This is a genomic window from Haliscomenobacter sp., from assembly GCF_040403615.1.
Classification (GTDB): domain Bacteria; phylum Bacteroidota; class Bacteroidia; order Chitinophagales; family Saprospiraceae; genus Haliscomenobacter.
This window is the reverse complement of the sequence record NZ_JBBAKG010000016.1, coordinates 57,372-76,112: the sequence shown is the minus strand read 5'-3', so window position 1 is coordinate 76,112 and position 18,741 is coordinate 57,372. Positions and strand designations below refer to the sequence as shown.

Here is an 18,741-nt window from a genome sequence, read left to right as displayed (position 1 = left end):
TTTATTTTTTACATTTTAAAAAAACTGAACTATGCCCGATTTAATTAAAGTAGCATACGGCCAAACAGGCAAAAGCAAAAAGACGAACGCTTTCGGAATGCGGGAAATGCAGGAACGAGCCTACAGTGCCCGAACTGCTCAGTACCTTTTGATTAAAGCACCGCCAGCATCGGGCAAATCAAGGGCCTTGATGTTTATTGCCTTGGATAAACTCAAAAACCAAGGCATTAAAAAAGCCATCGTTGCTGTTCCTGAAAAAGCCATTGGTGCATCGTTTAGTACAACCAAATTAACGGAGCAAGGCTTTTTTGCCGATTGGACAGTGAGTCCCAAATACAATTTATGTACAGCGGGCACGGACAACAGCAAAGCAAAAACCTTTCTTGAATTTTTAGATAGCAACGAGCAAATTTTGATTTGTACACATGCCACCTTGCGTTTTGCTTTTGATGGTTTGGACGAAAAGAAATTGAATGACACCTTGATTGCCATAGATGAATTTCACCACGTTTCAGCCGATGGCGATAACCGTTTGGGTGAAGTCATGAAAAACATTATGGCAAAATCAAACGCTCATGTTGTTGCCATGACAGGCTCCTATTTCAGAGGCGACAATGTTCCAGTTTTGCTACCTGAAGATGAAGCCAAGTTTACAAAAGTTACCTACAACTATTACGAACAGTTGAATGGGTATGAGTTTTTGAAATCATTGGGTATTGGTTATCATTTTTACACCGGTCGCTATTTCAAAAAACAACCCGACAGAGAAATGTCGGCATTGGAAGAAATTTTAGACGAGCACAAAAAGACCATCATTCACATACCCAGTGTAAACTCTGCGGAATCTTCAAAAGAAAAATACGAAGAAGTAGGGCACATCATAGACGCTTTGGGTGATTTAGAATCGCAAGACGAAAAAACCGGCGTGTTGTATGTAAAAAGCAAACGCAGCAACAGAATTTTAAAAGTTGCCGATTTGGTGAATGACAACCCTAAGGAACGAGATAAAATTTCTGCTTATCTAAGAGATTCAAACGCTCCAGATGCCATTGACATAATTATTGCATTGGGTATGGCAAAAGAGGGCTTTGACTGGCCCTATTGCGAACATGCACTGACTATAGGATATAGAGGTTCATTAACCGAAATTATTCAGATTATCGGTCGTGCAACCAGAGACAGCAACAACAAATCACATGCACAATTCACCAACCTGATTGCCCAACCTGAAGCCGAAACAGACGAAGTGAAAGTGGCAGTAAACAATATGCTGAAAGCCATTACTGCATCGTTGTTGATGGAACAGGTGTTGGCTCCCAACTTCAAATTCAAATTGAAAGAAGAGGACGATGAAGAGGAAGATGCTTCGGCAGGCTCAGCACGGGATGATGACGAAAACACGATTAGGATAAGAGGATTTAAATTGCCGACTTCACAACGTGCCAAAGACATTATTGAAAGTGATTTGAACGATTTGAAAGCACGGATTTTGCAAGATGACCAAATGCTGAAAGCAATGCCGGGGAATGTTGAGGCAGAAGTCATCAACACGATTTTAATTCCAAAAATCATTCGGGAAATTTATCCCGATTTAAGTGCAGAAGATGTGGAAGCGGTTCGACAGCACGTTGTTGTAGATTCAGTTATTAAAAACAGCGTAATTGAAGAACAAGGTGGAAAGAAATTTGTGCGAATGGCCAACAGTTTTGTGAACATAGACGACATTCACATTGATTTGATTGACCAGGTAAATCCGTTTCAAAAAGCATTTGAGATTTTGTCAAAATCGGTAACAACACAAGTGTTGAAATTGATTGACGAACATATTCAGGCTATAAAAATTGAAATGACCGAGGACGAAGCGGTGATGTTGTGGCCAAAAATAAAAGAATGGATTGGACGAACCGGCGAAGCCCCAAACCTTCAATCGTATGATCCTAAAGAAAAACGAATGGCAGAAGCGGTTATATTTTTACGTGAACAAAAAAGACAAAGGGCATTGAATGAGCAATAAGAAAAAAATATCATTAGACGACATCTTCAACGATGATGAGTTTGGCTTGTTGGATTCAACTGCAAAAACTTCAAACGTTAAAACCGCAGACCAACGGTTGATAGATTCGTTTGAAGAAATCAATGCATTCGTTGATAAAAACAGCAGAGAACCCAGTACATCTAGCATGTCGGAATACGGACTTTTTGCCCGTTTGAAAAACATTAGAGAAAACGAGCAACAAAAAATTTCTTTAAAACCTTACGACAGACACAATCTTTTAGGCGAAGTAGAAATTCCTAAAACCTCTATTGACGATATTTTGAATGACGATGACTTTGGTTTGTTGGAAACAGATAACGATTTGTCTATTTTCAAATACAAACACATTTTAAAAGAAGAGGAAAGAGAAAAGGCGGATTTTATTGCACAAAGAAAATCATTGGAAGAAGCAGAGTTTCAGCCGTATGAAGCAATGTTTCAAAAAGTGCATCAGGAAATTAAAGAAGGAAAAAGGCAAATCAAACCGTTTCACAACATTGAAAAAAACTTACACGTTGGCAACTTTTATTTGATTGACGGAGTGATGCTTTTCCTTAAAGAGGCCAAACTTGAAAAAACAGTTTGGGAACAAAAATCGGGAAATCGTGAACGAGTTGAAGGGCGAACATTTACCATTTTTGAAAACGGAACATACAGCAATATGCTTTATCGTTCGCTAGGGAAACAAATTCAAAAAAGCGGGAAGTTGATTACCAATACATACGAAGGAATCAACAACGAACTCTTTGTAAATGCAGGAATGGTAAAGGAAGAAGATGTAAAGACAGGATGGATATATATTTTAAAGTCTAAGTCCAGTCATCCTGAAATTGCGAGGATTGAAAACTTATTTAAAATTGGGTTTTCTTCTACACACATTAACGAACGGATTAAAAACGCAAAAAATGAAGCAACTTACCTTTACGCTGATGTAACCAAAATTTCAAGTTATGCTTGCTACAACAGGAATGCAATCAAATTAGAGCAATTACTGCATAGGTTTTTTGCAGAAGCTTGCCTAAATATTGACATTGAAATTATTAAAGGAAAAAGAATAACCCCAAGGGAATGGTTTGTGGTTCCATTTGAGGAAATTGAACGGGCCATTGAACTCATCTTGAAAGAACAAATAGTAAATTATAAATATGATAGAGCGATTGAGAAAATTGTACTCAAATGATCTACCCACAGGGGTAAGCACATTCACAAGCCAAACAAGCGCAAAGACCGACACAACAAAGACGATAAAACGCAGTATTGATAATGGTTTGTAAGGACGAGTAACTCAAGAAGGATCACTGCTTGGGTGTAAGAACTAAGCCTTCGTTCGGCATGCAATGCCAAGAATGAAGGCCGTGTTGAACGGAATCTTTGGTAGCGATTCCAGAGGGAGGATTACTCATCTACTTACAAATAACCTCAAAAATACAGCCAATATTTTAGCTAAAACCATTTAAAAATCGTATTTTCGGCTAAAATATCATCCATACAATGAACTTCGGATTAAGCAAAAAACCGTCTGATGCTTTGCGTGAAATCGCCAAGCGGCATAAGGTGTTGAGAAAACAAGCGGGTTTCTCTCAGAGTGAATTAGCCAAACGTTCTGGGGTTTCATTGGGTAGCCTCAAACGCTTTGAAACAAGTGGGCAGATTTCCTTGGAATCGCTGCTGCTATTGGCTGATGTACTGAATCGTCTCGACGATTTTGATGCGGTATTGAAACCCATCGAAAATTTGCAAGCTATAGAAAAATTATTCAGCGATAAAACACGCAGATAATGGAGCAGATAAAAAAAATATTTGTGTCCATTCAGTTTGATGCCGAAGAAATTGAGGTGGGCGAATTGGTAAGTGATGACAAATTGATCTATTTTAAATATTATCAGGAGTTTCTGAAAAGGGGCTTAGAAATTTCGCCGATCAAACTCAAATTGAATCCGGACATTAACAGGGCAAATGAACTACCTTTTGAGGGTTTGTTTGGCGTGTTTGCCGATTCATTGCCTGATGGTTGGGGTAAATTACTGTTGGATAGGGCCTTGGCAGCACGTGGTATTTCCATTGCCGATCTATCGCCATTGGATAGATTGGCATACATCGGCAGTCAAGGCATGGGTGCCCTGATTTATAGACCCAAAATAGCTGTTGAAAATGCGGATTTGTTTAAGATTGAATTGGATGAAATTGCCAAAGCCACCAAGCAGATCATTGCGGGTACGGCAACGGATGTATTGGATGAAATATTCAAATTGGGCGGGTCATCGGGTGGCGCTCGTCCTAAAATTCTAGTTGGCTACAATCCTGGCAAACAACATCTTATTGGTGCTGAAAAGGAATTGCCCCCTCCCTATGAGCATTGGCTCATCAAGTTTCCTGCGTCTTCTGATAGCAAGGATATAGCCAATATCGAATATGCTTATTACAAAATGGCGATAGACGCGGGGATCGAAATGAGTGAGTGTCGACTTTTTGAAAGTAAATCTGGCAACACCTATTTTGGAACAAAACGTTTTGATAGACAGGGCAATAAGCGACTGCATTTGCATTCGGCAGCAGGTATAATGCACGATAATTTTAGATTAAGTACCTTAGATTATGGGCATTTGATGGATTGTGCCTTTAAATTGGAAAGAGACGTAAAGGCTTATGAAAAGGTATTGCGTTTGGCGGCTTTTAATGTTTTTGCACATAACCGAGACGACCACAGCAAAAACTTTTCTTTTCTCATGGATGGCACCGGCAAATGGCGATTAGCCCCTGCGTATGATTTAACGTTTTCGTATTCAGGACATGGTATGCACAGCACAATGGTGGCGGGAGAAAGTGCCAAACCTACCCGGATGCACTTAATGAAATTGGCAACTTATTTTAACGTAAAGAATGCAAGTAACATCATTGACGAGGTACAAAATGTAGTCCATAATTGGAAAAAATATGCTGCTTCATATGGTGTCAAAAGTGCTTCAAAAAACAGTATTCAGAAGATGATTGGTCGTTAGGAATTTCTATTCATCAAGGTTCTACTGCTGGCGACGCACTTTTGTGCTAAACCAAAAGAGTTGTGACATGGGTACGCATTTTGTATTGTCTGGAATGCGGTTTTCAAATATTGCGTACTTCGCATTTTGTATTGTTTCGAAAGTCATGGAGCTGTCTATCTACAAGCAATCTATTCATTATCAAGTCGATAAAATTAAAAATTCCAGATGCTTGTAGCTTTCGTGCTACTAGTTTATCTTTACGATGCGGACGCGACAAGTACGCATATTTCCGTGTTGTGCGTCAGGCTGTTTGACACCATAATCAAATTCGAAAACAAATAATAGTTATCACTCAAATAATGAAAAAAATAATAATCCTCTTTTGCTTTATTGCAGCTATGCAAACAGCCCTTGCACAAATGAATAAAACTGTAATTACAAAAGACGAATTAGCTGCCATTAAAAAACCCTTAGAGAGGTTTACTGCTACCATTATCTATTTAGAAAATATACAAAATGAAGAAGTAGGTGCTATAGACAGTGCAATTTGTATCGACCTGCAGAAAAAGGCAACACAGTTAAAAAACGATAGTTTACTTGCAATAAGCTATAATTGGATATCGACCTACTTCCAAACAAAAGGAAAATCAAATGAAGAAATAGAATACCTCTATAAAGCACTACCATTGGCAGAAAAGTATAACGACAAAAGAAGAATCAGTTCTATCTATTTTGATTTGTCGAGTGCATATTATAGGTTGGGCAAAAAAAAAGAAGCAATTGAATTTATTAAAAAAGGTGGGGAGAATTTACCAGATAAAACTTCTCCAAAATACGATTATATGCTGGTACAATACCAACAACGAATGGCTAGCTTTTATCAAAGAAAAAAGCAACTTGATTCTGCTTTATTTTACGCACAACTCAGTAATCAAACCGCCGAAAGGATAAACACTAATTTAAAAAAGTACCAAACGCTATTAGGACTTGCCTCTGTATATGAAGATAAAAATGAGCCTGAAATTGCAATGGTATATTTTAAAAAAGCAGAAGTAATTGCACAAAATTTTAAAGGAAACAACAGCAAATTTCGTATTTTAGAAATTAAGTATGGGATACTTAAAAGTAAAGACAGTATTAAAATTGCCAGCGATATAGCTGAAAAAATATGGTTAATTGCACAAAAAGAGCAAAATCAAGATTTGATATTAAGAGCAGCTAATATAAAAAGAGATTTATTTGAAAAAGCAAATAAACTAGATAGTGCTTATTATTACTCCAGGCTTCAATTTATCACTAATAATTTAGTTTTTGACCGAAACAAATTGTCTGACATAGAGGCTATGGGGCTTAAAGAACAGTTGCGTAAAATGGAGGAAGCCGCAAAAGAAGAAGAAGTAAAGCAGCAACGCAAACAAAACATTCAATACATATTTTTAGCCATTGGCATTGTTACATTTCTCATTCTTTTTTTTCTGCTAAGCCGCAGTATAATCGTAAACGAAAAGTGGATTTCTTTTTTTGGCATTTTAGGTTTATTAATTGTGTTTGAGTTTATCAACTTACTCATACATCCTTTTTTAGAACGGGTAACACATCACAATCCGTTTTTAATGTTATTAGCTTTGGTAGCTTTGGCATCATTACTTATCCCTTTACATCATCGCCTGGAAAAATGGATAAAAACAAAAATGACGGAGAAGAACAAAAAGATACGGTTGGCAAGTGCTAAGAAAACGATTGTAGAGTTAGAGGAAAAGGGATAGCCTTCAAGAAGCCCGAACGCACAACAAAAGGTTTTGTGCAATTGGGGCTGGACATTGAAACAATCATCGGCAGTGCATATCCAGGCTTTGGTTTCGGCGGACGTAATTCTGCCGGGCTTTTGTTGGTTAACTTCGGCTTTTAGTCATAAATTTAGCTTCAGTTCCGGGCAGACAGTTGGTTAATTCCCCAACTGCACAAAGCCTTTTTCGTTAGCGGCAAGCTTAAACAAACATTAATTTCAAATGAGAATAATATATTTTCTTCTATTTCTTCCCTTTGTTTTAACTGCACAGAATAATACTTTGGACTTTTCGTCTGCATTGACAGTTATAAATTCTTTTGACAGTACACAAAAAGCAAAATCAGTTTACCCTTTTGATGATATGTCCAGATATGATTGGAATTATCTTCCCCCTAGCTTAATCCAAAGAAGAGGTGTTTGTTTAAAGGACTTAGATAGCACTCAAAAGAAAAATGTTTATGCCTTACTTAAGAGTTTTTTAAGTGACAAAGGCTTTTCAAGGACACAAGACATTATGAATAATGAGTATTATTTAAAAGAGTTAGAGCCTGATATGATACATCGGATACCGGAAAATCATTTTCTAGCATTTTTTGGCACTCCAGGAAAAGACAGTATTTGGGGCTGGAAATTTAGTGGACATCATATTGCTCTTAATTTTACAATAGTTAATAATCAATTAGCATTCACCCCAATCTTTTTTGGGGTCTATCCAGCAGAAATAAAATCAGGGCAAAATAAAGGGAGGCGAATAATAAAAGACGAAGAAGATATTGGCTTTGAACTAATAAATATGCTTACAAGTGGACAAAAAGAAAAGGCAGTTTTTCAAAAAAATGCTTTTAGGGACATAGTAACTACAAACGCCATTCAAGTTGGACCTCTTACGCCAGTTGGGATATTAGCAAAAGAATTGACATCCCAACAAAAAAATATTTTGAACAAATTAATTGTCTGCCATCTTTCTTCTATGCCAACTAATATTGCAGAGATGAGAATGAAGCGAATTGTATCAGAAGATTTTAATCAATTAAGATTTGGTTGGGCAGGAGGCTTAATAAAAGGAGTACCGCATTATTACAGAATACAAGGGAAGACATTTTTAATTGAGTTTGACAATACTACACACAATGCCAATCATATCCATATAGTTTGGCGTGATTTTGATGGTGACTTTGGCATTGACCTTTTAAATGAGCATTATAAAAAAAGTAAACATCATCACAAATAGATAAGCCAGCCGCTAACAAGGGTTTTGTGCAAGTTGGGCAGACGGAATAAGCCTCAACATTTGTGCTACTATTTAGCTTCAGTTCCAGCAGGACGTTATAAATTTGGCTAATGAACAAAACATCAGCAATATTGCAAATGTCAACAGCAGTTACGGGCAGACGGAATGCTAATATCCAACCTGCACAAAGCCCTGTTCGTTATGTGCAAGCATAGAGGCAACACCCTAAGACTGACAGAACATCCTAAAAACTTAAATTGCTACTGAACTTTACTAAATGTTTCGGTTCTTCCTAAAAATGAAAACCCGACAAAACCTCTGACCTTTAAGTTTCCATTATCCAACCACATTTTACAACTGTATGTTTTGCCACTTTCAGGGTCGTAGATTTGACCATCAACATATTCATTGTCTTTAAACAGAAAATTTGTTAGAAAAACCATTCCGACAACATCTCTTGTTCGTAATTCTTTTTTTGGATTTTTTGTGTCTTTTCTTGGATTACTACCCCATACAAATTTACCAAAATACTTATTGGCTACTTTATAAATTTCAATTTTACCATTTTTTTCAGGCGACCAATATTGTCCTATTACTTTATCGTCTGTTTGTGCACTTACTTTTAAAACAAAAGATAGCAAAATAAAAACCGACAATACAATGAATTTTAGATTTAATAATTTTTTCATAATTAATTTATTTAATTTTTAATGTAGGTTTTACATAAGTCAAGACTTGTATTCCATAAGTCATCTTGCTTGGCTTTGTCTTTACTTTCAGATGAGGAATCATCTATCACGTTGCGTACGAAATATTTACCTGTTACATTTTTAAAGTCATCATTCAAAATCAAGTTTGCTAAATCACTTCCAGAAGTTGAAGGACTATTAACACCTTTTTTGAATAATGTAAAAACAGGAAAAATATATTTCCAAGCAAATCTTTGAATTGCATTATAATCATCTGCCAACCCTGTGCCAGGCATCATTCCAGGGTCAAAGGCATTAACATTGATTGATTTTTCTTTCAAAACATCAGCCAACTTATAAGTAAAAAGTACATTACATAATTTTGATGTGCTATATCTTTCAGTACCTTTTTGAACGAAGTCTTTTGTGGTATTATCGTTTACAATTGCCAAATCAATTGCCTTTGTGTAATTTGGTGGCCTCATTCTTGTTTTCGCATTTGGATGATGAACAAAACTTGCCACATTTACTATTCTGCAAAAAGGATTTAATTGTGGAACTAACAAATTGGTTAACAAAAAATGGCCTAAATGATTTACCCCGAAAGTTAATTCATAATTCTGTTTTGTTAATTTCGTAGGGCTTATGTATTGAATACCTGCATTGTTTATTAAACCATCAATTTTAAAATTATTATTTTTAATTTTCTCTGAAAATAGTTTTACAGAATTCAAATCAGCTAAATCTAATGGAATAAATTGAATATTTTGGTTACCAGTTTTTGAAATAATTTCATCTATTGCCCTCAATGATTTTTCGGAGTCTCGGCTTGCGATAATAATTCTGTAATCTTTGTTTTTTGCAATATTTAGGGTTGTGTAGAATCCAAGCCCTTTATTTGCCCCTGTGATTATGACTGTTTTCATCGTGGAATAAAATTAATTTTGTAGTTGATATGAAGGTTTGTAATTGCCATTACAAAAAGCAATATTGGTACAAGTAAGGTATTAGTTGGTGCATCAGTTACAATATGTGCCACAAAAGAACCAAATGCAATAAATAAAACACCATCTAATGCTATGGGTCTTGTTTTTTTAACTAAAATACCTATTGCTAAAATCCAATCAATTACGCCTACAATTATCATTTTGTAGCCGCCTAAATTCATAGATTCCATTTCTGTTTTTACGGGTACAATACCAAAAAAATCAAGCGACCCAGCTATTAAAAGCAAGATTGGCAAAATATAGAGCCAAATGTTTTTTAGTGATTTCATACTATTTTACAATTAATTGTTTGCGACTTAATTTATCAATGAGTTTCAATCCAGCCTTTGGGAAAAATCTTCTTATTAAATTCAGTTGAAAGGCGTTTGAGCCAGGTGCATACTCTAACTTGCCATTATTAATATTTTTTATTACGTTCTCTGCGAATACATAAGGTTTCACAAGTTTTGAGGTATTGTTTAAATCCTGCGTAGTCATTTTCGTTTCCACGGCAGGTGGGAGAATTTCAACAACTTTGAATTTTGTGTTTTTCAACTGCAATCGCAATGCTTTTGTAAAAACACTTAACCCCGATTTTGATGCAGAATATAATGGCAAAAGTGGAATTGGCATTATTGCAACTTCTGATGTAATATTTATGATATAGTTTTCAACACCTGCATTTGCCTGACTGAAAAACCTTTGAACCAGACAAACAGCACATGTAAAGTTGGTATTGATTTTACTAAAAATTTGACTTGAAGAAAGTTTAGTGTTATTTATTTCCCATAATTCTACAACCCCTGCATTGTTAAAAAGAACATCTAAAACAATACCTTTTGCAGAAAACTTTTCAAAGAGTCCATCAATTTCAAGTGGATTTGTAACATCAACAACAAAGTAAGTAACGTTATCATTTTCAGTTGCAACTTTTTTAAGTTTGTCCTCATTGCGACCACAAATGATGACTTTGTTTGTTTTTGATAACTGTTTGGTAAGGGATTCCCCTATTCCTGAGCCACCGCCAGTGATTAGAATTGTTTTATTTTTAAGCATTTTTATTTATTTTAATTATTAAGTTGCAAATGTAAAACCTATGATATACTTTTGCAAGTAGTTACCCATAAGTAAACTAATATACTTTTAGTAACTTAATTGATTATCAATATTTTAAACTAAAAAATAAATGAATAATTGCGAAAATAAATTGGAATCACTTCAATTTATCCTACAGGTTTTGGGTGGAAAGTGGAAAATCCACATTCTTTCCAAACTATATTTTGGTAAAAAACGCTTCAAAGAATTGGAGAGAGAAGTAACAGGTATATCACCCAAGATGCTCATTAAGGAACTTAAAGACCTTGAAAGTATAAAAATTGTGAACCGCCAAACTTTTAATACTGTACCCATAACCGTTGAATACAGTTTGACAACCGAAGGTTTGACTTTAAAACCAATATTAGACCAGTTAATGTCTTGGTCGGACAATTTTATGAAGGAACATCAAAGCGTAGAAAATGCCGGCACATAACATGGGTTTGGCAAAAGTGGGGCTTTAGTACTAGGCTGAACATTTGTAGTTTCTATTAGCTTTTGTGCTAAATTTGAACTTTAGTACTTTCTAAACCCCACCTTCGCCAAGCCCAAAAACGTTGTACAAAAGGCTCGCTGCGCTCGCCTTCTGTACAACGCGGTGCGGCTGCACCACAGTTGTACAAAGTTCTCCCTTCTGTCGCCCTTCGTACAACAGCGGTTTTGCAAAATTCCGAAAAAAAACCCTCGCTGCGCTCAATTCTTTTTCGGAACTTCGCAAAGTCGCAGCGCTTTGGCCGCTATGAACCGACCATGTAAAATCGGCAATTTGCTTTGAACTCATTTTGACAACCCAAATAAATGCTTCTCAAAAAACCGCCACACCCTGCACTAAAACAATTCATAAAAGAGTATTGGTATTTGAACTTGTCAAAGGGGAGCTCAGTCCCGCGGTCTAATACCCCAACCCCTGAAGAAGCCATCTATTTCTATCCAAAAAATAAACCTGCGGTATTTATTGACGGAAAATTTGCACAATCGCCAGAGACAATTATCACTCGGCAGCAAACCCAAAGAGTGGATATGCTTGTTCCAGATGATTATTTGATGTTCAAAATCATTTTTCAAACAGGTGGCTTTCATCGTTTATTTGGTATTCCATTATCGCTGTTTTCTAAAGGGCATATTGAAACGATTGGTGTTTTGGGAAATCCTATCAAAGAATTAAATGAGCAAATAATCAATTCAATTGGTATTGATGAAATGGTTTTTTACAGTGAAAAGTATTTGATGGTTAAAGCCTCTAATTGTAGGCTAAAACAACTACCCATTGACCTTGTAATCAATCAAGCCCAATTGTACCAATATTCTTTGGACAAATTAGCTTCTGATGCTTGTTTGAGCAACCGCCAATTTGAAAGGAATTTTCTGACCAGAACAGGGGTAAGCCCCAAAATATACCAAAGGATTTTGAAGTTTAATCAGGCTATGAAGTTAAAAAAAGAAGAACCAAATCAAACCTGGAGCAATATTACTTATTCGGTCGGCTACTTTGACCAAATGCACTTATTAAGGGATTTTAAACAATTTACAAATACCGTTCCTACAACATTTGACTTTAACACTGCGATAATCTATTGAGAAATGTCGCTTTTTTACTATGCTGCAATTTGTTTTTCATCGCACCTTGTGCGCTAATTGAAAATCAAACCAACGTGGCAACGCATGCAAAATAGTATGAAAAGGTTTTTTATCTCTATGCTTTTTGTAGGCATTGCTACAATTAGCCAAGCCCAAACTGATAGTAAAACGCAAGCCGATGAAGCTGCTGTTCGCAAAATAGAAGAACTTAGCGTTATAGCTATGAATACACAGGATACGCTCTTCATGCATCAATATGTTTCGCCCGACTATGTGGTAATGAACCCAGATCAAAAAATTCACGGCCTTAAGGGGCTTATGGAGCTTTTGGCAATGTGGAAGAAAAGAAATGCAGCGATGCAAGGAACACCTCCACACATTGAACACCTTATCGATAAAATAACCATCAACCAAGATATTGCAATTGTAATGGGACAAGATGTACCTGATGCAACAGCCACCACGCCTGACGGCAAGCCGTTGAGCAAAAGGGCTTATACCAATATTTATAGACGATATAAACAATCTTGGCAATTGATAGCGAGACAAAACAGTTCAATTTGTCAATAGACAAAAAATATCCTGATAAAACAATGGAAATGACAAACGAAGCAAAAATTCAAAATTTACAACGGGCAGGAATTTGCTACATGATTGCAGGAGCAGGTATTCTTTCGATGGGTATTCCTTTTTGGTTTTTTGGGAAAATCGTTGCTGACCCAAAAATGCATCAAGTTTTTGGAATTATCTATCAAATAGACAACTTCAAAGAGGGTTTAATTGAAGGGTGGGGTTATCATTTGTCTTCCTTTCTAATGTTATTTGCCCATGTCTCACTTTGGAAAATCGGTGAGCCAACAGGTTGGGCAAAACGTCATTTTTTACTCATACCAATAATTGGTTCAATTTGCCATATTTTTGTTTTGATGTTCCCTCTTCCATTTGCTCCAATTGGTTCCATTTTGAATGGTTTAGGAATGATTATTGTCGGAATATTTAGCATCAAAGCAAAAATCTGGTCAGGTTGGAAAAGATATACTCCACTTATTTTTGGACTTTTCCCTATTGTAGTTCAAGTTCCTATTCGATATATTTTAGGCTTACCGCCATATGACATTCTTCCTCTTTTGGGAATAGCATTGGGTTTATTAGGCTATTCCGCTTGGCAAAGAAGTAAAGAAGTGAATGGACAGACGAACAAAATTAACTGGGAGTAATTCACAGATGAAAAACGGCAACTAACAACAGAGCCTTCGTTCGGCATGCAATGCCAAGAATGAAGGCTCTGTTGAACGCAACTTTCGGTAGCAATCCTATTGGAGGATTACTTATTTATTATGGGATTGTCAAACAACAATGCCCTGTCTGCACAAAGCCTCGACCGTTGTATAAATTCACCACTACAAACTCACTTCAAAATCTTCTCAATCAAAGCCTTGGTAGCTTTTATGCCTTCGTCTTCTGATACCTCGGTGCCTTCAAACTCAATACCGATATTGCCTTTAAAGCCAGCGTCTTTTACAATTTTCAGGATTCGGGCATAATCCATTTCTGCTTCGTTCCCATCCTTGTCAAAAACGTGGGTTTTGGCGCTTACCCCTTTAGCGTAGGGCATCAGTTCGGCGATGCCTTTGTAGCGGTCGTATTCTTTCAAGCATCCGTCAGGGCCTCTTTCAAGGCAGAAATTGCCAAAATCGGGTAATGTTCCTACGTTCTCCAGGTTTACCGTTTTCATTACGCCAGCCAACCATGAGCCGTCAGAGGAATATCCGCCATGGTTTTCAACCACCACGTTTATTCCTTCTTTTGCGCCATACTCGCCCAGTTTTTTAAGACCATCGGCAGCGTTTTTAGCAACTTCTTCTGGTGTTCCGGTTCCCGCCGCATTTACTCTGATGGTGGGAGCTCCCAAATACTTGGCTATTTTCACCCAATCGTAATGGTTTTCTACCGCTTTTTGCCTGGCTACTGAGTCTGCATTGCCCAAGTCGCCCAAGGCATCGCACATGATCAGCCCCACTTTGACGCCGGCTTCATCACATTTCTTTTTGAAACCCTCCCAATAGGCCATGTCTTTGGCTTTTGAGAAGTAAAAGGTATTGACCAGCTCAATGGTGTTTACGCCATAGCCAGCTGCTATTTTGGGAAAATCGTCAGGATTGAGTTTTCCTTGCAGCAGGGAATCTGGATTTTGTTTTAAAAGTCTTTCAAAGGCTCCCCAGTCGCCATTCAAGGCGTCACCAAAGAAGCTTTTGTGTAAGGACCACTGTGCCAATGATATGTTCATATCTGGTTTTGGATTGGTTTTGGGCTCGCAGCCAAGTAATATTGCTGTGGCCAAAATGATGCAGAGATTGATTTTTTTCATTGAATAAGGATTGAATGTTGATGATGATGTAATCAAATATAACGCTCATGAACTAGAAAGAAATAACTACCCGCATTTATTTCTTCACTGCTTTCATCGGTTCCGTCGTCCGCAAAAATTTCACCAAATCCAGCACCTCTGCCTCTGCAAGCGGATCAAACAGCCCCACCGGCATCAGCGAAGTCGGCATCACTTCTCGGGATTGAATCGACGATTTGTCGAGCACCACAGCCTCCAGTCCTACGGTACGGAAGGTCAATTGGCGTTCATTTTCAGAAACCACGTTGCCCGAATACGTCCGTCCATCTCGGGTAGTCAGCACGACCAATTTGTAATCATCCTGGATTTCTCCGCTTGGATTCAGGACGTTGAACAGGAGGTAGTCCAGGTTGGCGCGGTTCGAACCCGTCAAGTCGGGGCCGATGTTGCCGCCTTTGCCATACATTTTATGACAAGACCCACAAACTGCTTGAAAAAGCAGCTCACCCTTGGCGGCATTGGCCGAAAGTAGCGCCTTTTCGGTGATCATGCGCTGGTATTTCGAATAAGCCTTTTCCAGCGAAGGTTCCTGCTCAATCGGGCCCCATACCTCGATGAACCCGCTGCCCACTACCCGCAACAATTGCCGGGCAGCATAGGGGGGCACATCCCGCTTGGGAATGGTCTCGTCTTTCAAGGCCTGGGTCAGTTGCCAGCCGTACCGGGGCCGCGAAGAAAGGGTTTGAATGGCCTGCTGTTTTTCGGCAGCATTGAAATCCGGGTATTTGCTGATCAGCAATTTAGCCAGGGATTCCTGATCGTAATCCGCAATGGCTTGAATCACGTCCAGCCGCAAGCCTGTTTCATTGAGCAGTGTGGGGATTTCCGGCAACAATTCAGGCCGTTTGCGCGCGGCGATGAGTTGTAAGGCCTGCTGCCGCTGCGCAAGCGGTGCATTTTTATTTTTGAGGGTAATCAAGGCCTTTTGGCTGGCCTCGGTATCGCCAAAACGTTGGGCAATTTGCATGGCCAGGTCTTGGGTGGGGCCTTTGACCTGCCGCAATTTGGCGTACAGCGCTGCCCAATTGTTGGGCGCTTTCAAGTCGGTTCTACCATCTAGGCCGTCGCGCATGCCTTCCAACAGGGTCAATCTCTGCTTGGGGTTCTTTTCCAGGGCACTGATCAACACCTCGGGTGTATTGGCATCCACGATGCGCCGGGCTATGTACCGGGAGATCAGGGGGATTTCGGATTGTGCAGCCAGTGCCAGCGCCCGATTGGGATTGGCTTTTACCAGTGGTTCCAGGCCAAACCAGATCATTTTGGGCACGTTGTGGTCGGCCTGGTCTTCACCGTGTTTGACCAATTGTTCAGTAATTTTCCAGGCGGATTCGTTGTCGAGGCGCTGCATGGCCGAAGCCAGGTAGAGCCTGACCACGGGGGAAGGGTCTGCCTTAGCCAGGGCTACAAACTTGTCCAAGGCCGCAGCGGAGGGTGTTTTGTCTTCACACAACAGCTGAATCGACCAGGCGCGAATGTACAGATCGGCATCGTTGAGTGAGCTGAGTAGAGCGCTTGCAGTCAGGTTGCCAGTAGTGTGCAAGCTCCATAGGGCACGGAGCCGGTAGTCTGGATTGGCCTGGCTTTGAAAAATGCTTTGCAAGTTGGCAACGGCAGTTTTGTCCAAAGCCATTTTGCTCGCCCGGCCCTGCAAAATCAATCTGGCCCGGCGGGAATGCCAATCGCTGGGGCTTTTTTGCAATTCGACCAGTTGCACATCCGACAATTTGGACAAATCACTGTAGCGGCCTTCCCAGTTTTGGGCCAATGAAGTAGCCGGCATGATTCGGAACACCCGCCCGGTTTCCCCATTCAATACCTCTTTGCCACAAATATCGGCATCGTGCCAGTCCAGCACGTACACGCCACCATCGGGGCCAACTTCCATGCTGAAGCCTACCCATTGCGCATTGTTGGCCAGGAGCAGGTCGTCGCCGTGTTTGGCCACAAAACCTGAGCCTTTGGGTTCCAAAATATCCGACAAAACGGCGTGTTCGTGAATGTTGGCCATAAAAATTCGCCCCCGATGTTCTGCTGGAAAAGCATCGGACTGATACACCCTGGCGCCCCCATGCGCCGAACGGTGGCTGTGCTCCGCAATGGTGCGAATGTCGCTGTACAAATAAGGATTGAAATGCTGCCCACCCTGGCGATGGTAAACCCCACCGGGTATGATGTGCCACATGTGCGGGATGACGCAGGCGCTGATGAACAATTGCCCCTTGGCGTCGTAATCAATTCCCCAGGGATTGCTGAAGCCGTGGGCGACAACTTCAAATTTGTCCTTAGTCGGATGGTAGCGCCATACTCCACCATTGATGTCAACTCCCTCCCCATTGAGGATGTCTTCAGGAAAAGGGTCGTTGTGCTTGTAAATCCGGCCTTTGCCGGTCGGTTTGCGCACTTTGGAAGGCGTAGCAAAGCCCTGACAACCATACAACCAGCCATCGGGACCCCAATGTAAACTGTTCAAGGTCTCATGCCGATCGCGGATGCCCCAACCCGTCAGGCGTACTTCAATGTTGTCCATATCGGCTACATCGTCGTGGTTTTTGTCGGGTACAAAAAGCAGGTTGGGTGGTGCGCCCAAAAACAGGCCATCAAAGCCCACCGCGATGGCGGCTGGAAAGGCAATGCCTTCTAAAAATACTTTTTTGGAATCGGCTACTCCATCGTGATCGGTGTCTTCCAGAATCAAAATGCGGCTATTACCAGCTTTGGAAAAGCCATAGCCACGCGATTCGTAGTCGCAGTTTTCCGCCACCCAGAGTCGGCCACGGTCGTCCCAGCAAAAAGCCATCGGCTGGGTCATCATCGGTTCGGAAGCCCAGGTATTTACTTTAAACCCTTCTTTGAGCGTCATCGCCTTAACGGCTTCTTCGGGGCTCAAAAACTTGGCGTCTCGGCCTTCGGCTTGCGCAATGCCCCACAGCGAATACATCATATCCTGGCCGCTGTAGGCACTCCAGATGCTGTTCATTTTCACATCATTGAGGGTGCCAGTGTACACAACAAGTTCGTATTTGATGACTTCCACCTTACCTTTGGGGATTTGCCAATCGGCTGTACGAGCCCGGGCCGGGCCGATGCCCAATTGCCCGTCTACCCGCCAGTTCTGGGGGAAACCTTTGTTTTCAGGGTGTTCCAAAATCGCGATGTGCGCCCAGTCGTTCCGCCCTTCAATTTGCATGCCTACATCGACCCAGCCAGCACGTTGACCTTCGGCTTTTTCGTTGCGTTGCCGCGCCGCATTGATCACTTCACCTTTGATGCCTTCTTTCCAGGGCATGCGCACAAACAGGCCTCCATAATCGTACTTGCCGATGGTTACGTCGGTTTGGGCTTCGCCCGCCCATTCCAGATCCAGAAGGTACTTGCCGTCCTGCTCCCGCATGGTCCAGGTTTGGGTTTCGGTCAGTACGGTATTGCCCTTTTCATCGAGCAGGTCATACACGGTTTCCCATTTCACCTCCGGGCCCTTCGCTTTGATGACCGTAGCCGAAACCCGGCGCCAATAATCTCCTTCGGGGTGGTGAAAATAATCCCTCCCGTTGACCCGGGTGAAACCCCAATAAATACCAGTTTGGTGTTTGTGGTGGCCGGGACTGTATTCGGTCAGAACGCCATTGCCATCTGGAGCGACAATGGGATGTAAAAAAGGTCGAAAATCGGCTTTGGCATTTTGGGTCAAAACAGGCGTTTTGCCTTTGGCCGTAAAAACGGATATTGTACCAAGGGCTTCGTCCTGGACGAGGCGAAATTCGGTGGCAGTAGTTGGTGTACCCTTTGGGTTAAGCACTTTAGGCATTAAGGCAAACCAGGCTAAACCTATCAAGGCAAGTGAAAAAGCGTAAAGTTTGGATGTCATTTTTGGCAGGTTTTGGCATTGACTTGATAAAATAGACTTGAAGTAAATAAAAAATCATGGGCTTTTGCACAAATGTCTCTTT

At 40.3% G+C, this 18,741-nt stretch carries 16 protein-coding genes; 10 read left to right on the top strand and 6 right to left on the bottom strand.

Annotation, left to right across the window (positions count from 1 at the left end):
- The first annotated feature begins 31 nt into the window (after positions 1-31).
- The 6 genes from ABW391_RS07630 to ABW391_RS07605 all read left to right on the top strand — a co-directional run bounded on the left by ABW391_RS07630 (position 32) and on the right by ABW391_RS07605 (position 8,036).
- Complete coding sequence (locus ABW391_RS07630; RefSeq protein WP_353481254.1) at positions 32-2,014, top strand: DEAD/DEAH box helicase; 1,983 nt, start codon at positions 32-34, stop codon at positions 2,012-2,014.
- Positions 2,004-3,215, top strand: coding sequence for a GIY-YIG nuclease family protein (locus tag ABW391_RS07625; protein WP_353481253.1), 1,212 nt, complete (start codon positions 2,004-2,006; stop codon positions 3,213-3,215). The genes ABW391_RS07630 and ABW391_RS07625 overlap by 11 nt, the downstream gene beginning before the upstream one ends.
- Before the next feature lie 347 nt (positions 3,216-3,562).
- Complete coding sequence (locus ABW391_RS07620; protein WP_353481252.1) at positions 3,563-3,814, top strand: helix-turn-helix domain-containing protein; 252 nt, start codon at positions 3,563-3,565, stop codon at positions 3,812-3,814.
- A complete protein-coding gene (locus ABW391_RS07615; RefSeq protein WP_353481251.1) occupies positions 3,814-5,034 on the top strand; it encodes a type II toxin-antitoxin system HipA family toxin in 1,221 nt (406 codons plus the stop codon). Before ABW391_RS07620 ends, ABW391_RS07615 begins: the two co-directional genes overlap by 1 nt.
- 341 nt (positions 5,035-5,375) lie before the next feature.
- The gene (locus ABW391_RS07610; protein WP_353481250.1) at positions 5,376-6,782 is read left to right on the top strand and encodes a tetratricopeptide repeat protein; all 1,407 of its coding nucleotides are present in this window, start codon (positions 5,376-5,378) and stop codon (positions 6,780-6,782) included.
- 243 nt (positions 6,783-7,025) lie between these two features.
- The gene (locus ABW391_RS07605; protein ID WP_353481249.1) at positions 7,026-8,036 is read left to right on the top strand and encodes a DUF3500 domain-containing protein; all 1,011 of its coding nucleotides are present in this window, start codon (positions 7,026-7,028) and stop codon (positions 8,034-8,036) included.
- A 260-nt stretch (positions 8,037-8,296) separates the two neighbouring features.
- Here ABW391_RS07605 and ABW391_RS07600 read toward each other — a convergent pair whose 3' ends face one another.
- The 4 genes from ABW391_RS07600 to ABW391_RS07585 are packed head-to-tail and all read right to left on the bottom strand — an operon-like array spanning position 8,297 to position 10,767.
- A complete protein-coding gene (locus tag ABW391_RS07600) occupies positions 8,297-8,725 on the bottom strand; it encodes a DUF2147 domain-containing protein (RefSeq protein WP_353481248.1) in 429 nt (142 codons plus the stop codon).
- Positions 8,726-8,736: 11 nt separating this feature from the next.
- The gene (locus ABW391_RS07595) at positions 8,737-9,651 is read right to left on the bottom strand and encodes an SDR family NAD(P)-dependent oxidoreductase (protein ID WP_353481247.1); all 915 of its coding nucleotides are present in this window, start codon (positions 9,649-9,651) and stop codon (positions 8,737-8,739) included.
- The gene (locus tag ABW391_RS07590; RefSeq protein ID WP_353481246.1) at positions 9,648-10,001 is read right to left on the bottom strand and encodes a DoxX family protein; all 354 of its coding nucleotides are present in this window, start codon (positions 9,999-10,001) and stop codon (positions 9,648-9,650) included. Before ABW391_RS07590 ends, ABW391_RS07595 begins: the two co-directional genes overlap by 4 nt.
- 1 nt (position 10,002) lies before the next feature.
- Positions 10,003-10,767: an SDR family NAD(P)-dependent oxidoreductase gene (locus tag ABW391_RS07585; RefSeq protein ID WP_353481245.1), complete on the bottom strand. Its 765-nt coding sequence runs from the start codon at positions 10,765-10,767 to the stop codon at positions 10,003-10,005.
- Between the two features lie 130 nt (positions 10,768-10,897).
- Here ABW391_RS07585 and ABW391_RS07580 point away from each other — a divergent pair, with 130 nt between their 5' ends.
- The 4 genes from ABW391_RS07580 to ABW391_RS07565 all read left to right on the top strand — a co-directional run bounded on the left by ABW391_RS07580 (position 10,898) and on the right by ABW391_RS07565 (position 13,601).
- Entirely contained in the window at positions 10,898-11,242 is a 345-nt protein-coding gene (locus ABW391_RS07580; RefSeq protein ID WP_353481244.1) for a winged helix-turn-helix transcriptional regulator, read from the top strand.
- A gap of 362 nt (positions 11,243-11,604) precedes the next feature.
- Positions 11,605-12,384 carry a helix-turn-helix domain-containing protein gene (locus ABW391_RS07575; RefSeq protein ID WP_353481243.1) on the top strand — a complete coding sequence of 260 codons (780 nt, stop codon included), beginning with the start codon at positions 11,605-11,607 and terminating at the stop codon, positions 12,382-12,384.
- An 84-nt stretch (positions 12,385-12,468) separates the two neighbouring features.
- Positions 12,469-12,954 (top strand): YybH family protein, encoded by a 486-nt coding sequence (locus tag ABW391_RS07570; RefSeq protein ID WP_353481242.1) that lies wholly within the window; start codon positions 12,469-12,471, stop codon positions 12,952-12,954.
- Positions 12,945-13,601, top strand: coding sequence for a hypothetical protein (locus ABW391_RS07565; protein ID WP_353481241.1), 657 nt, complete (start codon positions 12,945-12,947; stop codon positions 13,599-13,601). Before ABW391_RS07570 ends, ABW391_RS07565 begins: the two co-directional genes overlap by 10 nt.
- A gap of 191 nt (positions 13,602-13,792) precedes the next feature.
- On the opposite strand, the gene ABW391_RS07560 is transcribed toward ABW391_RS07565, so the two are convergent.
- Entirely contained in the window at positions 13,793-14,752 is a 960-nt protein-coding gene (locus ABW391_RS07560) for a sugar phosphate isomerase/epimerase family protein (RefSeq protein WP_353481240.1), read from the bottom strand.
- 76 nt (positions 14,753-14,828) lie between these two features.
- Positions 14,829-18,659 (bottom strand): PVC-type heme-binding CxxCH protein, encoded by a 3,831-nt coding sequence (locus ABW391_RS07555; protein ID WP_353481239.1) that lies wholly within the window; start codon positions 18,657-18,659, stop codon positions 14,829-14,831.
- Between the last annotated feature and the right edge of the window lie 82 nt (positions 18,660-18,741).

Bases quoted from the DNA above. Each gene is read 5' to 3' on its own strand.
- ABW391_RS07630 (WP_353481254.1), top strand. From the start codon at position 32: ATGCCCGATTTAATTAAAGTAGCATACGGCCAAACAGGCAAAAGCAAA.
- ABW391_RS07625 (WP_353481253.1), top strand. From the start codon at position 2,004: ATGAGCAATAAGAAAAAAATATCATTAGACGACATCTTCAACGATGAT.
- ABW391_RS07615 (WP_353481251.1), top strand. From the start codon at position 3,814: ATGGAGCAGATAAAAAAAATATTTGTGTCCATTCAGTTTGATGCCGAA.
- ABW391_RS07610 (WP_353481250.1), top strand. From the start codon at position 5,376: ATGAAAAAAATAATAATCCTCTTTTGCTTTATTGCAGCTATGCAAACA.
- ABW391_RS07605 (WP_353481249.1), top strand. From the start codon at position 7,026: ATGAGAATAATATATTTTCTTCTATTTCTTCCCTTTGTTTTAACTGCA.
- ABW391_RS07600 (WP_353481248.1), bottom strand. From the start codon at position 8,725: ATGAAAAAATTATTAAATCTAAAATTCATTGTATTGTCGGTTTTTATT.
- ABW391_RS07595 (WP_353481247.1), bottom strand. From the start codon at position 9,651: ATGAAAACAGTCATAATCACAGGGGCAAATAAAGGGCTTGGATTCTAC.
- ABW391_RS07590 (WP_353481246.1), bottom strand. From the start codon at position 10,001: ATGAAATCACTAAAAAACATTTGGCTCTATATTTTGCCAATCTTGCTT.
- ABW391_RS07585 (WP_353481245.1), bottom strand. From the start codon at position 10,767: ATGCTTAAAAATAAAACAATTCTAATCACTGGCGGTGGCTCAGGAATA.
- ABW391_RS07580 (WP_353481244.1), top strand. From the start codon at position 10,898: ATGAATAATTGCGAAAATAAATTGGAATCACTTCAATTTATCCTACAG.
- ABW391_RS07575 (WP_353481243.1), top strand. From the start codon at position 11,605: ATGCTTCTCAAAAAACCGCCACACCCTGCACTAAAACAATTCATAAAA.
- ABW391_RS07570 (WP_353481242.1), top strand. From the start codon at position 12,469: ATGCAAAATAGTATGAAAAGGTTTTTTATCTCTATGCTTTTTGTAGGC.
- ABW391_RS07560 (WP_353481240.1), bottom strand. From the start codon at position 14,752: ATGAAAAAAATCAATCTCTGCATCATTTTGGCCACAGCAATATTACTT.
- ABW391_RS07555 (WP_353481239.1), bottom strand. From the start codon at position 18,659: ATGACATCCAAACTTTACGCTTTTTCACTTGCCTTGATAGGTTTAGCC.